14 protein-coding genes are annotated in these 14,322 nt (G+C 67.1%); 8 read left to right on the forward strand and 6 right to left on the reverse strand.

From position 1 onward, the window contains the following. Nucleotides 1–24: 24 nt before the first annotated feature. From PFX98_RS23350 to PFX98_RS23385, 8 genes are all read left to right on the forward strand, one after another. Nucleotides 25–699 (forward strand): response regulator transcription factor, encoded by a 675-nt coding sequence (locus PFX98_RS23350; protein ID WP_285232869.1) that lies wholly within the window; start codon nt 25–27, stop codon nt 697–699. Next, on the forward strand, nt 696–2,126 hold the full coding sequence (locus tag PFX98_RS23355; RefSeq protein WP_285232870.1) for a sensor histidine kinase: 1,431 nt from the start codon (nt 696–698) through the stop codon (nt 2,124–2,126). The genes PFX98_RS23350 and PFX98_RS23355 overlap by 4 nt, the downstream gene beginning before the upstream one ends. A 26-nt stretch (nt 2,127–2,152) precedes the next feature. Next, the gene (locus PFX98_RS23360) at nt 2,153–2,566 is read left to right on the forward strand and encodes an RNA-binding S4 domain-containing protein (protein ID WP_285232871.1); all 414 of its coding nucleotides are present in this window, start codon (nt 2,153–2,155) and stop codon (nt 2,564–2,566) included. A gap of 143 nt (nt 2,567–2,709) precedes the next feature. Further along, nucleotides 2,710–3,240 carry a nucleotide exchange factor GrpE gene (grpE, locus tag PFX98_RS23365; RefSeq protein ID WP_285232872.1) on the forward strand — a complete coding sequence of 177 codons (531 nt, stop codon included), beginning with the start codon at nt 2,710–2,712 and terminating at the stop codon, nt 3,238–3,240. 79 nt (nt 3,241–3,319) lie between these two features. Next, nucleotides 3,320–5,281 carry a molecular chaperone DnaK gene (dnaK, locus tag PFX98_RS23370; protein ID WP_285232873.1) on the forward strand — a complete coding sequence of 654 codons (1,962 nt, stop codon included), beginning with the start codon at nt 3,320–3,322 and terminating at the stop codon, nt 5,279–5,281. Nucleotides 5,282–5,383: 102 nt separating this feature from the next. Then, nucleotides 5,384–6,529, forward strand: a complete 1,146-nt coding sequence (dnaJ, locus tag PFX98_RS23375; protein WP_285232874.1) for a molecular chaperone DnaJ — start codon at nt 5,384–5,386, stop codon at nt 6,527–6,529. Nucleotides 6,530–6,657: 128 nt separating this feature from the next. Continuing rightward, a complete protein-coding gene (locus PFX98_RS23380) occupies nt 6,658–8,283 on the forward strand; it encodes a response regulator (protein WP_285232875.1) in 1,626 nt (541 codons plus the stop codon). Nucleotides 8,284–8,319: 36 nt separating this feature from the next. After that, complete coding sequence (locus PFX98_RS23385) at nt 8,320–9,984, forward strand: phosphoethanolamine transferase (protein ID WP_285232876.1); 1,665 nt, start codon at nt 8,320–8,322, stop codon at nt 9,982–9,984. 2 nt (nt 9,985–9,986) lie between these two features. On the opposite strand, the gene PFX98_RS23390 is transcribed toward PFX98_RS23385, so the two are convergent. From PFX98_RS23390 to rpsF, 6 genes are all read right to left on the reverse strand, one after another. Next, nucleotides 9,987–11,084, reverse strand: coding sequence for a PA0069 family radical SAM protein (locus PFX98_RS23390; RefSeq protein ID WP_285232877.1), 1,098 nt, complete (start codon nt 11,082–11,084; stop codon nt 9,987–9,989). A gap of 47 nt (nt 11,085–11,131) precedes the next feature. Beyond that, nucleotides 11,132–12,553 carry a replicative DNA helicase gene (gene dnaB / locus PFX98_RS23395; protein WP_285232878.1) on the reverse strand — a complete coding sequence of 474 codons (1,422 nt, stop codon included), beginning with the start codon at nt 12,551–12,553 and terminating at the stop codon, nt 11,132–11,134. Between the two features lie 168 nt (nt 12,554–12,721). Next, entirely contained in the window at nt 12,722–13,174 is a 453-nt protein-coding gene (rplI, locus tag PFX98_RS23400; RefSeq protein WP_285232879.1) for a 50S ribosomal protein L9, read from the reverse strand. Nucleotides 13,175–13,187: 13 nt separating this feature from the next. Beyond that, complete coding sequence (gene rpsR / locus PFX98_RS23405) at nt 13,188–13,478, reverse strand: 30S ribosomal protein S18 (protein WP_285232880.1); 291 nt, start codon at nt 13,476–13,478, stop codon at nt 13,188–13,190. A gap of 11 nt (nt 13,479–13,489) precedes the next feature. Continuing rightward, the gene (priB, locus tag PFX98_RS23410) at nt 13,490–13,822 is read right to left on the reverse strand and encodes a primosomal replication protein N (protein WP_285232881.1); all 333 of its coding nucleotides are present in this window, start codon (nt 13,820–13,822) and stop codon (nt 13,490–13,492) included. A gap of 42 nt (nt 13,823–13,864) precedes the next feature. Beyond that, nucleotides 13,865–14,227 carry a 30S ribosomal protein S6 gene (rpsF, locus tag PFX98_RS23415; protein ID WP_285235683.1) on the reverse strand — a complete coding sequence of 121 codons (363 nt, stop codon included), beginning with the start codon at nt 14,225–14,227 and terminating at the stop codon, nt 13,865–13,867. Between the last annotated feature and the right edge of the window lie 95 nt (nt 14,228–14,322).

The raw sequence follows: 14,322 nt of genomic DNA on the forward strand, positions 1-14,322 counted from the left end.
CCGCCGCGCTGTTAAGGTGGCGGCATGAAGTTGCTGCTGATCGAAGACAACCCGAGCATGCTGACCACCTTGCAGCGCTCCTTCGAGCGGCGCGGCATGCTGGTGCAGACCTGCACCGACGGCGAGCGCGCGCTGGCGCGCTGGCAGGCGGCCCTGCCCGACGTGGTGCTGCTGGACCTCAGCCTGCCCGGCCGCGATGGCCTGGACGTGCTGGCCGCCGCACGCGCCGAGGGCCTGCGCACGCCGGTGCTGGTGATCACCGCGCGCGCCACCGTGGGCGACCGCATCCTGGGCCTCAATACCGGCGCCGATGACTACCTGACCAAGCCCTTCGACCTCGACGAGCTGGAGGCGAGAGTGCGCGCCCTGGCGCGGCGCGGCGCGGCCGCCGGCAGCGAGCGCGACACCGAGGGCTTTTGCGGCCTGCGCGTCGATGCCGAGAGCGGCGCCGTCTACCACCAGGGCCGGGCGCTGGAGCTGCCGCCGCGCGAGCACGCGCTGCTGCGCGCCGTGCTGGCGCGCCCCGGCCAGGCCGTCACCAAGGAGCGCCTGTCGGAGCTGGTGTTTCCGGACGAGTCCAGCGTGCAGCCCGATGCCATCGAGGTGGTGGCCTATCGGCTGCGCAAGCGCCTGGCCGGCACCGCCGCGCGCCTGGTGACCCTGCGCGGCCTGGGCTATCTGCTCAAGGCCGAATCATGAGGCTGGCGGCGCGGCTGCAGCGCCTGTCCATGCGCAGCCGCCTGCTGCTGGGCATCCTGATCCCGGTGGGCCTGCTGGTGATGGTGAACGCCGCCAGCCTGTACCAGCAGGCCCTCGACGCCGCCGACACCGCCTACGACCGCACCCTGCTGGCCTCGGCCAAGGCGATCGCCGAACTGCTGGAGGTCAAGGGCACGGTGGAGGCGCCGCGCCTGCAGGCCAACCTGCCCTACTCGGCGCTGGAGGCCTTCGAGGCCGACAACCGCAGCCGCATGTTCTTCAAGATCAGCGGCTTCCAGGGCGAGATGGTGGGTGGCTTTGCCGACCTGCCCGGCTGGCACGGCACCCTGCCCCTGCGCGGCAACTACGCCGCGCTGGTGGACTTCTACGACGACGTCTACCAGGGCCAGGCGGTGCGCGTGGCGGTGCTGCTGCAGCCGGTGGCCGGACTGACCGGCCAAGGCCTGGCCACCATCCAGGTGGCCGAGACCCTGGAGCTGCGCGAGGCCCTGGCGCGCCAGCTGCTGCTGGACACCTTGTGGCGCCAGGCGGCCCTGCTGGCGGTGATTGCCGCGGTGGTGTGGTGGGTGGTGGCGGCGGCGACGCGGCCGGTGCGCAAGCTCAGCGACGCCATCCTGGCGCGCGACGCCCAGGACCTCTCGCCCATCGAGCTGCCCCAGGCGCCGCGCGAGCTGATGCCGCTGATTGCCGCCACCAACGACGCGCTGGGTCGCCAAGCCCTGCTGCTGGCGCACCAGAAGCGCTTTGTGCGCGACGCCTCGCACCAGCTGCGCACGCCGCTGGCGGTGCTGAAGGCGCAGGTGCAGTCGGCGCAGCGCGGCGACGTGGCGGCCGCGCAAGCGCTGCGCGAGATCGAGCAGACGGTGGACGGCGCCACCCGGCTGGCCAACCAGATGCTGGCCCTGGCCAAGGTGGAGCAGCTGCGCCAGTCGGCCGAGCCCCTGCCCGTGCAGGACTGGGCCGAGCTGATACGCGCGGTGGCGCTGGATCTGGCACCGCTGATCGCCGAGCAGCAGCTGGACTTCGAGATCGCCACCGACCCCGCCGCCGTGGCCGGCCACGAATGGGCCTTGCGCGAGCTGACGCGCAATCTGCTGCACAACGCCATCAGCTACACGCCGGTGGCGGGGCGCCTGGGCATCACGCTGCGCTGCGAGCAGGGGCGGGCCGAACTGCTCGTCGCCGACAGCGGGCCGGGGCTGTCGCCGGCCCAGCAAGCCCAGCTCTTCCTGCCCTTCGCCGCCGGCCAGCCGGGTCGCGGCACCGGCCTGGGCCTGGCGATCTGCCAGGAGATCGTGCGCTCGCTGGGCGGGCAGATCCGGCTTGAGAACCGCGTTGAGAATCACCTGAAGGACGGGCAGATCACCGGCATGGATGCGCGCGTGAGCCTGCCCCTGGCCGGCTGAGGGCCTCCATCGGCGACAATCGCGCCATGAAGAAAGATGCTGCAGCGAGCGGCCTGCGCCTGGACAAATGGCTCTGGGCCGCGCGCTTCTACAAGACCCGCGCCCTCGCGGTGGAGGAAATCGTGAAAGGCCGGGTCACCGTCAACGGCCAGTCCGCGAAGGCCTCGCGCGAGGTCCGGCTGGGCGACCGCATCCACCTGCGCCAGGGCGTCATCGAGCGCGAGCTGCTGGTGCGCGGCCTCAGCCACATCCGCGGCCCGGCGCCACAGGCCCAGGCCCTCTATGAAGAAACGCCGGACAGCATCGACGCGCGCGAGCGCGCCGCCGAGGCGCGCCGCCTGGCACCCGAGCCGGCCGCCAGCATCGTGCAGGGCCGCCCTACCAAGCAGGACCGGCGCGCCCTGGCGGACTGGGACCGCTGGTCGGCCCAGATCGATTGATCAGGGTTAGTACCCGGCGATTTCCCGAAAATCCCCCTCTTGAAAGCCCGGGCTCTCGCCCCATATGGGCGCGGTTACCCCGAAAGCCTTAATCGCGCGGGGGCCCAGCCAGCATCACACAGACCATGACGATCGAGCCATCCATGTCCCAGGAACCCAACGCCGCAAGCACCGCCGAGGCGGCCCAGACCGAAGGCAGCGCCACCGCCGCCGAGCCCAGCATCGAGGCCAAGCTGGCCGAAGCCGAGGCCCGTCTGGCCGAGATGTCCGACGCCTATCTGCGCGCCAAGGCCGAGACCGAGAACATCCGCCGCCGCTCCGAGGACGAAATGTCCAAGGCCCGCAAGTACGCGGTGGAGGCCTTTGCCGAAGCCATGCTGCCGGTGATGGACAGCATGGAAGCGGCCATCGCGACGCCCGACGCCAAGGTCGAAACGGTGCTGGAGGGCGTGCACGCCACCAAGCGCCAGCTGGCCGCCGCACTGGAGCGCAACAAGGTGCTGGAGATCAACCCCGGCGCCGGCGTGAAGTTCGATCCGCACCAGCACCAGGCGATCTCGATGGTGCCCGCCGAGCAGGAAGCCAACACCGTGGTGGCGGTGCTGCAGAAGGGCTATCTGATCGCCGACCGGGTGCTGCGCCCGGCCCTCGTGACGGTCTCGGCACCCAAGTAATTCACAGGCCGCTGCCCCTTGAAAAGCAGCGACTTATCCACAATTCAGAACCATCGCACCACATTCAGGAGTTATAAAAATGGGAAAGATCATCGGCATTGACTTGGGCACCACAAACTCGTGCGTCTCGGTCATGGAAGGCAACACGACGCGCGTGATCGAGAACGCCGAAGGCGCTCGCACCACCCCGTCCATCATTGCCTACCAGGAAGATGGCGAAGTGCTGGTGGGTGCGTCGGCCAAGCGTCAGGCCGTCACCAACCCCAAGAACACCATCTATGCGGTGAAGCGCCTGATCGGCCGCAAGTTCACCGAAAAGGAAGTGCAGAAGGACATCGACCTGATGCCCTACAGCATCGCCGCCGCCGACAACGGCGACGCCTGGGTCGAGGTGCGCGGCAAGAAGCTGGCGCCCCCGCAGGTCTCGGCCGAGATCCTGCGCAAGATGAAGAAGACCGCCGAGGACTACCTGGGCGAGGAAGTCACCGAGGCCGTGATCACGGTGCCGGCCTACTTCAACGACGCCCAGCGTCAGGCCACCAAGGACGCCGGCCGCATCGCCGGTCTGGACGTCAAGCGCATCATCAACGAGCCCACCGCCGCGGCCCTGGCCTTCGGCCTGGACAAGCATGGCAAGGGCGACCGCAAGATCGCCGTGTATGACCTCGGCGGCGGCACCTTCGACGTGTCCATCATCGAGATCGCCGACGTCGATGGCGAGATGCAGTTCGAAGTGCTGTCGACCAATGGCGACACCTTCCTGGGCGGCGAAGATTTCGACCAGCGCATCATTGACTACATCGTCACCGAGTTCAAGAAGGAACAAGGCGTCGACCTGACCAAGGATGTGCTGGCCCTGCAGCGCCTCAAGGAAGCCGCCGAGAAGGCCAAGATCGAGCTGTCGAACAGCTCGCAGACCGACGTCAACCTGCCCTACATCACCGCCGATGCCTCGGGCCCGAAGCACCTGAACATCAAGCTGACCCGCGCCAAGCTGGAGTCGCTGGTGGAAGAGCTGATCGAGCGCACCATCGCCCCCTGCCGCACCGCCATCAAGGATGCCGGCGTGGCCGTGGGTGCGATCGACGACGTGATCCTGGTCGGCGGCATGACCCGCATGCCCAAGGTGCAGGACAAGGTCAAGGAGTTCTTCGGCAAGGAGCCGCGCAAGGACGTCAACCCCGATGAGGCCGTGGCCGTGGGCGCGGCCATCCAGGGCCAGGTGCTGGGCGGCGAGCGCAAGGACGTGCTGCTGCTGGACGTGACGCCGCTGTCGCTGGGCATCGAGACCCTGGGCGGCGTGATGACCAAGATGATCGCCAAGAACACGACCATCCCGACCAAGTTCAGCCAGACCTTCTCGACCGCCGACGACAACCAGCCGGCCGTGACCATCAAGGTCTACCAGGGCGAGCGCGAGCTGGCCTCGGGCAACAAGAGCCTGGGCGAGTTCAACCTCGAAGGCATCCCGCCGGCACCGCGCGGCACGCCGCAGATCGAGGTGAGCTTCGACATCGACGCCAACGGCATCCTGCACGTGGGCGCCAAGGACAAGGGCACCGGCAAGGAAAACAAGATCACCATCAAGGCGAACTCGGGCCTCTCCGAAGCCGAGATCGAGAAGATGGTGAAGGACGCCGAGGCCAACGCCGTCGAGGACAAGAAGAAGGTCGAGCTCGTGCAGGCCAAGAACCAGGCCGATGGCATGGTGCACAGCGTGCGCAAATCCCTCACCGAGCATGGCGACAAGCTGGATGCCGGCGAGAAGGACAAGATCGAGGCCGCCATCAAGGACCTGGAAGAAGCCATCAAGGGCGATGACAAGGCCGCCATCGAGGGCAAGACCGAAGAGCTGATGAAGGCCAGCCAGAAGCTGGGCGAGAAGATCTACGCCGAGTCGCAAGCCGCCGCCGGTGCGGGTGCCGCAGGTGCCGGGGCCGAGCAGCCCCAAGCACATTCGCACGAGCAGCAAGCCAGCGCCAAGCCGGCCGACGACAACGTGGTCGACGCCGAGTTCAAGGAAGTCAAGGACAGCAAGTAAGACGCGTGCGCGCCGGCCTGCGGGTCGCTTGCACCAAGCCGCCGCGCAAGCCCGAAAGGCTTGACGCGGCGCACCTTTTTTCTACGCCCCGGATGCTCCCCCATGGCAAAGCGTGACTATTACGAGATCCTCGGCCTGGCCAAGAACGCCAGCGAGGAAGAGATCAAGAAGGCCTATCGCAAGCTGGCCATGAAGTTCCACCCCGACCGCAATCAGGGTGACGGGGCCAAGAAGGCCGAAGAGCAGTTCAAGGAGGCCAAGGAGGCCTACGAGATGCTCTCGGATGCGCAAAAGCGCGCCGCCTACGACCAGTACGGCCATGCCGGCGTGGACCCCAATATGGGCGGCCGCGGCGGCCCGGGGGCCGAGGGCTTTGGCGGCTTCGCCGAGGCCTTTGGCGACATCTTCGGCGACATCTTCGGTGGCGCCGGCGGTGCCGGCCGGCGTGGTGGGGGCCAGCAGGTCTACCGCGGCAGCGATCTCAGCTACGCGATGGAGATCACGCTGGAAGAGGCCGCACGCGGCAAGGAAACGCAGATCCGCATCCCCTCCTGGGAAAGCTGCGAGACCTGCAGCGGCACCGGGGCAAAACCTGGCACCAGCGCCAAGAGCTGCGGCTCCTGCAACGGCAGCGGCACGGTGCATATGCGCCAGGGCTTCTTCTCGATCCAGCAGACCTGCCCGCATTGCCACGGCAGCGGCAAGATCATCCCCGACCCCTGCACCGTCTGCAGCGGCCAGGGCAAGCTCAAGAAGAGCAAGACCCTGGAGGTCAAGATCCCGGCCGGCATCAACGAGGGCATGCGCATCCGCTCGGCCGGCAATGGCGAGCCGGGCGTGAACGGCGGCCCGGCCGGCGACCTCTATATCGAGATCCGCATCAAGCAGCATGAGCTGTTCGAGCGCGATGGCGACGACCTGCACTGCACCATGCCGGTGGCCATGACCACCGCCGCGCTGGGCGGCAGCATCGAGGTGCCAACCCTGGGCGGCAAGGCCGAGATCGATCTGCCCGAAGGCACCCAGCATGGCAAGACCTTCCGCCTGCGCGGCAAGGGCATCAAGGGCGTGCGTTCCAGCTATCCGGGTGATCTGTACTGCCACATCAGCGTGGAGACGCCGGTCAAGCTCACCGAGCACCAGCGCAAGCTGCTCAAGGAGCTGGACAAGAGCTTCAAGGACGGCGGCGAGCGCCACTCGCCCAATGCCAAGAGCTGGACCGACCGCGTCAAGGACCTGTTCAAGTAGACCGAGGCCGCCAAGTGGGCGTGCGCGCGACTTGCGTCACGGCGTGGCGCTCAAGTCGCGCATGATCCGGCCGAAGAGACCGGGGTGAGCAAGCCCGTCTCCATACGCAGCGCTGCGCCTGCCCGGCCATGCAGCTGATCGACAGCAGCATCCAGGACGCCAGCGCCCTGGTCATCGACAGCAATGCCACCTCGCGCAGCCTGATGGCGGCGCAGCTGCGCGAGCTGGGCGTGGGCATGGTGCGTCAGGCCACCCGCATCAGCGATGCACGCGTGATCCTGGAGCACAAGGCCTACGACATCGTGCTGTGCGACTACCACTTCGACGGCAGCGAGATGTCCGGCCAGGACCTGCTGGACGAATTGCGCCGCGAGCAGCTGCTGCCCCACTCCACCGTCTTCATCATGGTCACCGGCGAGGCCTCCTACGCCAAGGTGGCCGAGGCCGCCGAGGCCGCGCTCGACGCCTACCTGATCAAGCCCTACACCAGCGCCTCGCTGGCCGAACGCCTCACCCACGCCAGGCACCGCAAGCGCGTGCTGAAGGACATCTTCGAGGCGCTGGAGGCACAGAACTACGAGGCCGCGGCCGCGCATTGCCTGCGGCGCTTCCAGGCCCGCGAGCAGTTCTGGCTCTACGCCGCCCGCATCGGTGCCGAGCTGCTGCTGCGCCTGGAGCGGCATGACGATGCCCGCAAGCTCTACGACGCCATCATCGAGGCCCGCACCGTGCCCTGGGCTCGCCTGGGCGTGGCGCGCAGCGAGCTGGCCTCCGGCAACCCAGCGGCCGCGCGCCGCACGCTGGAGACCCTGATCGGCGAGCTGCCCGGCCATGCCGACTCCTACGACGTGATGGGCCGGGTGCAGATGGAACAGGGCGAGATTGCGCAGGCCATGGCCACCTACCGCACCGCCGCCAACCTGACGCCGGGCTGCCTGCTGCGCCAGCAGCGCGCCGGCACGCTGGCCTTTTATGTGGGCCAGCGCGACGAGGCGCTCAAGCAGCTGGAGCGCACCATTGCCACCGGCCTGCGCTCCAAGCTCTTCGACATGCTGACCCTGGTGCTGGTGGCGCTGATGCGCTTTGACAGCAAGGACACGCGCGGCCTCAAGCAGATGCACGAGGCCATGCAGCGCGAGCTGGAGCGCGCCCCCAAGTCGACCCGCCTACAGCGCTTCGCCACCGTCGTCAACGGCCTGCGCCTGCTGCAGGAGCGCCGCGTGGCCGACGCCCTGCAGGTCGCCCGCGATTTCAGTCTGGAGCTGAACCGCGAGAACTTCGACCTGGAGGCGGCCAGCCTGCTGGTGGCGCTGTGGATGCGTTTTGCCGGCCAGGAGATCCAGCTGGAGGAAATGACCGCCCTGCTGACCCGCATCGGCCTGCGCTACTGCACCACCAAGTCGGCCACCGAGGTGCTGATCGCGATGGCCGAGAACAACGAGATGGCCGTGCAGGAGCTGCGCGATTGCCATGCGCGCATCTTCGCTATCGCCGAGACGGCGATGCGCCACTCCATGCGCGGCACCGCCAAGGTGGGCGTGGAGCTGCTGATACAGCAGGGCGCGGAGACGCGCAACGCCAAGCTCATCGACATGGCCAACCTGGTGCTCAAGCGCCACGAGGAGAAGATCGACAACGCGGCCGAGCTGCGCGAGCAGATCGGCGAGCTGCACCGCCGCTTCGTCCAGCCCCTGGGCGGCGGCGCGGGTGTACGGCAGGCGCGCAGCGCGGGCGGGCTGGCATTGCGCGGCTGAGCCACAATCCGGGGCTTTGCTCCCACGCCCCACCCCATGCGCCTGCCCGGCTTTCTGCGCCCCCGCCTGAATTCACCCCTCAGCCTGACCTGGCTGGCCGCCCTGTGGATGGGCCTGCTGTGCAATTGGCCGCTGTGGCAGCGCATGCTGGACCTGCCCGAGCTGGGCGACGCCGCCGGCCGCCTGTTCGTGCTGGTGTTCGCCGGCATGGTGGTGAGCCTCACCGCCGGCCTGCTGAGCCTGCTGTGCTGGCGCGGGCTGATCAAGCCGGTGCTGGCGCTGTGCCTGCTCACCGCGGCCGCGCTGACCCATTTCATGAGCAGCTACGGCATCGTGGTGGACCCCACCATGATCGTCAACGTGCTGCACACCGATGCGCGCGAGACGCGCGATCTGCTGAGTCTGCGCCTGTTCCTCACGCTAGCATTGCTGGGCGGCCTGCCCAGCTGGTGGCTGTGGCGTCGCCCGCTGGCGCACCGCAAGCTGCTGCCCAGCCTGGGCCTGAATCTAATGAGCTTTGTGCTGGGCATGGCGCTGGCGGTGGCCCTGGCCATGAGCAGCTTTGCCGAGCTGGCCTCGACGATGCGCAACTACAAGGAGTTGCGCTACATGATCAACCCGATGACGGCCTTCTGGTCGCTCGGCACGGTGGCCGTCGAATCGCAGCAGGCGCCGCATGGCCCCGCGCAGGTGCTGGGCGCGGATGCGCGGCTGACGCCGCGCGCCGCCGGCAGCAAGCCGCCGCTGTTCATGCTGGTGGTGGGCGAGACCGCGCGCGCCGCCAACTTTTCGCTGAACGGCTATGCCCGCAACACCAACCCCGAGCTGGCCAAGCTCGAGGTGCTGAGCTTCCGCGCCGTGAGCGCCTGCGGCACCAGCACCGCCGCCTCCCTGCCCTGCATGTTCTCGCCGCTGGGCCGCGAGGCCTTCGGCAGTCAGAAGGGTGCACAGGAAAACTTGCTGGACGTGCTGCAGCGTGCCGGCCTCGCGGTGCTGTGGCTGGACAACCAGTCGGGCTGCAAGGGCCTGTGCGAGCGTATCCCCAACAGCATGGCCGGCACCCCGGCCGCCGGCGCCGCGCCGCTGCCCGACGGGCTGTGCGATGGCGAGGAATGCGTGGACGCCGCCCTGCTGCATGGCCTGGATCAGCGCATCGCCGCGCTCGACCCGGCGCGCGTGGCGCGCGGCGTGGTGCTGGTGCTGCACCAGATGGGCAGCCACGGGCCGGCCTATTTCAAGCGCTCGCCGGCCGCGGCCAAGCCCTTCCAGCCCGAATGCCGCAGCAATGCCCTGCAGCAATGCCCGCGCGAGCAGGTGCTGAACGCCTACGACAACACCATCGCCTACACCGACCATGTGCTGGCCGGCCTGATTGCCTGGCTCAAGACCCAGCAGGCGCGCTTTGACACCAGCCTGCTCTATGTCTCCGACCATGGCGAGTCGCTGGGCGAGAACAAGCTCTACCTGCACGGCATGCCCTATGCCGTGGCGCCGCAGGAGCAGAAGCAGGTGCCGCTGATCCTGTGGTTGCCCGAGCCCAGCGCGCAGGCGGCCGGCGTGTCGCGCGCATGCCTGGCCCAGCACCTGGACCAACCGCTCTCGCACGACCACCTCTTCCACACCACCCTGGGCCTGATGGGCGTGCAGACCCAGGTGCGGCGCAGCGACTGGGATCTGCTGGCGCCCTGCCGCCAGCCCTGATTTCAAAACAGCTCGGCCTGTGCCCCGCCCGGCGAGGCCGGTGGCCGGAACTGGCTCAGGTCCAGCGGTATGCGTTCACGATTGAGCCCCAGGCGCGCACAGGCCTTGCGCATGCGCTGCTGCAGCAGCTGGGCCCAGATGCCCTCGCCCCGCATACGCGAGCCGAAGCGCGGATCGTTGTCGGCACCGCCGCGCATCTCGCGCACCCGCGCCATCACGCGCGCGGCCTTGTCGGGCACATGCTGCTGCAACCAGTCTTGGAACAGCGGCGCCACCTCCCAGGGCAGGCGCAGCGGGATGCTGAAGGCCTTGCTGGCGCCCGCCTCGGCGGCCGCGGTCAGGATCTGCTCCAGCTCGGGCTCGTTCAGAAAGGGAATGATGGGCGAGACGCTCACACCCACCGGCACGCCCGCCTCGGCCAGGGTCTTGAGCGTGCGCAGGCGCCGCTGCGGCGCGGCCGCGCGCGGCTCGAGGATGCGCGCCAGTGTCGGGTCCAGCGTGGTGATGGACACATAGACGCCCACCTGGCGCCTGGCGGCCATCGACGCCAGCAGGTCCAGATCGCGCTCCACGCCCGCGGACTTGGTGACGATGGAGAACGGGTGCTGGCAGGCCGCCATCAGCTCCACCAGGCCGCGCGTGATGCATAGCTTGCGCTCGATGGGCTGGTAGGCGTCGGTGGCTGTGCCCAGGCACAGCAGCTTAGGGCTATAGGCGCGCGACGCGAAGGCCGCATGCAGACGCTCGACGGCGTTGACCTTGGCAATGATGCGGGTCTCGAAATCCAGGCCCGGCGAGAGGTTCAGGTAGCTGTGCGTGGGCCGCGCGAAGCAGTAGATACAACCATGCTCGCAACCGCGGTAGGGGTTGATCGAGAGGTCGAAGCTGATGTCGGGCGACTGGTTGCTCGAAATGATGCTCTTGGCATGCTCCTCGATGATCTGCGTGCTGGGCGGCAGCTGCTCTTCGGCGGCCTCCTGCTCAAGCGTGCCCCAGCCGTCGTCAAAGCATTCGCGGGCCTGGCGCTCGAAGCGATGCGCGATGGCCCAGTCGCTGCCGCGCCCCTTGAGGGGAATGGGAGGCTTGATGGTGGAAGGCATACTGTATTTTCATACAGTATTCCATTCATTGCCAGCGCCAGGGCTATTCAGTACTCGTCGCCGCCGCCGCTGTAGCCGGGTGCCAGGTTCTCGAACTTGGTGTGCATGCGCTGGAAGGCCAGCTTCACCGTGCCCACCGGGCCGTTACGCTGCTTGGCGATGATGATCTCGGCCACACCCGGCTCCTTGCACTCGTCCTTGGTGTAGTACTCGTCGCGGTAGATGAACATGATGATGTCGGCATCCTGCTCGATGGCGCCGGATTCGCGCAGGTCGGACATCATGGGGCGCTTGTCGGGCCGCGTTTCCACCGAACGGTTGAGCTGCGAGAGCGCGATCACCGGGCATTGCAGCTCCTTGGCCAGGGCCTTGAGTCCGCGCGAGATTTCGCCGATCACGGTAGCACGGTTTTCCTCGTTGCCACCGTTGCCGCTCATCAGCTGCAAATAGTCGATCACGATCAGGCCCAGCTTGCCGCAGATGCGGGCCTGGCGGCGCGCACGCGCGCGCACCTCGCTGGGCGAGAGGCCGGGGCTCTCGTCGATGAAGATACTGGACTTGCCGAGCTTGTCCACCGCCTCGGAGAGCCGGCTCCATTCATCATCGGCCAGGCGGCCGGTGCGCAGATGGCCCTGATCGATGCGGCCGATCGAGCCCACCATACGCAGTGCCAGCTGGGCCGCGCCCATTTCCATCGAGTAGATGACCACCGGCAGGCCTTCGTTGATGGCCACGTTCTCGGCGATATTGACGGCGAACGCCGTCTTGCCCATCGAGGGGCGCGCCGCCAGCACGATCAGGTCGCCGGGCTGCAGGCCGGCGGTCATGCGGTCCAGGTCGAAGAAGCCGGTGCGCACGCCGGTCACGTCCTCGGCGCCGTTCTCGGCCAGTTCGTTGACGCGATCGATCAGCTGCACCACCAGGTTGTCCATGCTCTGGAAGCCCTGGCGGCTGCGCGAGCCCTCTTCGCCGATGCGGAAGATCTTGCCCTCGGCCTCGTCGAGGATCTGGGTCACCGCGCGGCCCTGCGGCGCGAGCGCCGCGGTGGCGATCTCGTCACTGGCGCTGACCAGCTTGCGGAGGATGGCGCGCTCGCGCACGATCTCGGCATAACGACGCAGATTCGCGGCACTTGGCACGCTCTGCGCCAGGTCGTTGAGGTATTTGAGGCCGCCGCAATCGGCCGCCTTGCCCAGCGAGGTCAGCTCCTCGAACACCGTCACCACGTCGGCGGGCTTGCCGGCGTTGATGAGCTTGCCCACCGCGGCAAAGATCTGCTTGTGCTCGAAGCGGTAGAAATCGCTGTCGGACAGCAGATCGCCGGCCCGATCCCAGGCGCTGTTGTCGATCAGCAGGCCGCCCAGCACGCTTTGCTCGGCTTCCACCGAGTGCGGCGGCACGCGCAGGCGCGACACCTCGTCATCGCTGCGATCGGGGGATCCGGGATTGGGGGAAATGATCGCTGACATGGTCTCGAGTTCCAAACGCCGCTGTGGACAAGTCTGTGGAGAATCTGTTCAGGGCCTGGGGGCGGAGCTGTATAACTCGTCCCCCAGAAGGCAAAAAAGCCGAGGGCTTGGCAGCCTCCGGCTTTTCTGATGATTGCAGCCCTTCGGGGCCGCAAACACTATCGGTACTTACTCGACGTCGGCGACGACCTGAACGGAGATCTCCACCACCACATCGGTGTGTGCAGCCACGCTCACGGCGAACTCGCCCACGGCCTTCAGCGGACCATTCGGCAGACGGATCTGCGACTTGGCCACAGCGAAGCCCATCTTGGTCAGGCCTTCGGCGATGTCGGCGTTGGTCACCGAACCGAACAGACGGCCGTCCACGCCAGCCTTCTGGCTGATGCGCACGGTCTTGCCGGACAGGCTGTCGCCCAGGGCTTGAGCGGCGGCCAGCTTCTCGGCGGCAGCCTTCTCGAGCTCGGCGCGCTTGGCTTCGAATTCCTTGATCGCGGCGGCCGTGGCACGGCGTGCCTGGCGGGTCGGGATCAGGAAGTTGCGTGCGTAGCCGTCCTTGACCTTGACGACGTCGCCCAGGTTGCCGAGGTTCGCGACCTTTTCAAGCAGGATGATTTGCATGTTGGGTTACTCCTCAGACCTTGTGCTGGTCGCTGTAGGGCAGCATGGCCAGGAAACGGGCGCGCTTGATGGCAACCGTCAGCTGACGCTGGAAGAAGGCGCGCGTGCCGGTCAGGCGAGCGGGCGTGATCTTGCCGTTTTCGCTGATGAAGTCGCGCAGCGTGTCGATGTCCTTGTAGTCGATCTGTTCGACACCGGTGACGGTGAAGCGGCAGAAACGCTTGCGGCGGAACAGCAGCGACTGTTGATTGCGCTTGGGCTTGCGGTCCTTGGAGAACCGACCTTTACCACGTGCTGGGGGCATAGTGTGACCTCTTAACTTTTCAATCCGGATACAGATTCAGGTGCGCGAGTTGCTGCCTCTTGCGCTGTCAGTTCGGTGATGTGGAAGATGATTCCACGACCGTTGCGTTGGGCTGCCAGAAAGCCGCCGAAGCGGGCATGTCCACCAACACCAAGCGCCTGAACGCGTTTGGCCGTCTCTCCGATTGCCACCGTTTTGAGCTCCATGGAGACCTTGCGGGGGCCGCCTGCTTCTTGCACCGTGGAATCATGCTTGAGCACGATGTCCAGGGCCGGCAATCCGGCGGGCGTGTATCTGAGTAGACCGAGTTCCTGTATCTGCGCGAGCAATAGAAGCTGATTCACAGCCGTACGCGCTTCACAAGAACACTCGCTTGATCACCCAACTTAGGCAGTAGCTTCCTGAGGAGCCTTGCGAGCTTCCTCACGCTCCACAGCCTTCATCATCACGGAAGGCGTGGTCTCGGCCTTGGGCTTGACCACCGTCAGGTGGCGCAGCACGGCGTCGTTGAAGCGGAAGCCGGTCTCGAGCTCAGCCAGGACTTCCTTGCTGCACTCGATGTTCAGGCACAGGTAGTGCGCCTTGGCCAGCTTCTGGATCAGGTAAGCCAGTTGACGGCGGCCCCAATCTTCAACACGGTGGACCACACCACCGCCAGCGGTGATCAGGCCCTTGTAGCGCTCCAGCATGGCCGGAACTTGTTCGCTTTGATCCGGATGGATCAGCAGAACGATCTCATAGTGACGCATAAACACTCCTTGTGGATTCCAGCCCAGGATGATTCCTGCACTGTGGAAGCCGGACCCCAGCGTCAAACTCATGGGTACGGCAAGGGAAAGCCCGC

The sequence above is a fragment of the Paucibacter sediminis genome, from assembly GCF_030254645.1.
Classification (GTDB): Bacteria; Pseudomonadota; Gammaproteobacteria; order Burkholderiales; family Burkholderiaceae_C; genus Paucibacter_B; species Paucibacter_B sediminis.

Bases quoted from the DNA above. Each gene is read 5' to 3' on its own strand.
- rpsR (WP_285232880.1), bottom strand. From the start codon at position 13,478: ATGCCCCCAGCACGTGGTAAAGGTCGGTTCTCCAAGGACCGCAAGCCC.
- dnaK (WP_285232873.1), top strand. From the start codon at position 3,320: ATGGGAAAGATCATCGGCATTGACTTGGGCACCACAAACTCGTGCGTC.
- grpE (WP_285232872.1), top strand. From the start codon at position 2,710: ATGTCCCAGGAACCCAACGCCGCAAGCACCGCCGAGGCGGCCCAGACC.
- PFX98_RS23350 (WP_285232869.1), top strand. From the start codon at position 25: ATGAAGTTGCTGCTGATCGAAGACAACCCGAGCATGCTGACCACCTTG.
- PFX98_RS23355 (WP_285232870.1), top strand. From the start codon at position 696: ATGAGGCTGGCGGCGCGGCTGCAGCGCCTGTCCATGCGCAGCCGCCTG.
- PFX98_RS23380 (WP_285232875.1), top strand. From the start codon at position 6,658: ATGCAGCTGATCGACAGCAGCATCCAGGACGCCAGCGCCCTGGTCATC.
- rplI (WP_285232879.1), bottom strand. From the start codon at position 13,174: ATGCAAATCATCCTGCTTGAAAAGGTCGCGAACCTCGGCAACCTGGGC.
- rpsF (WP_285235683.1), bottom strand. From the start codon at position 14,227: ATGCGTCACTATGAGATCGTTCTGCTGATCCATCCGGATCAAAGCGAA.
- PFX98_RS23385 (WP_285232876.1), top strand. From the start codon at position 8,320: ATGCGCCTGCCCGGCTTTCTGCGCCCCCGCCTGAATTCACCCCTCAGC.
- PFX98_RS23360 (WP_285232871.1), top strand. From the start codon at position 2,153: ATGAAGAAAGATGCTGCAGCGAGCGGCCTGCGCCTGGACAAATGGCTC.
- dnaB (WP_285232878.1), bottom strand. From the start codon at position 12,553: ATGTCAGCGATCATTTCCCCCAATCCCGGATCCCCCGATCGCAGCGAT.
- PFX98_RS23390 (WP_285232877.1), bottom strand. From the start codon at position 11,084: ATGCCTTCCACCATCAAGCCTCCCATTCCCCTCAAGGGGCGCGGCAGC.
- dnaJ (WP_285232874.1), top strand. From the start codon at position 5,384: ATGGCAAAGCGTGACTATTACGAGATCCTCGGCCTGGCCAAGAACGCC.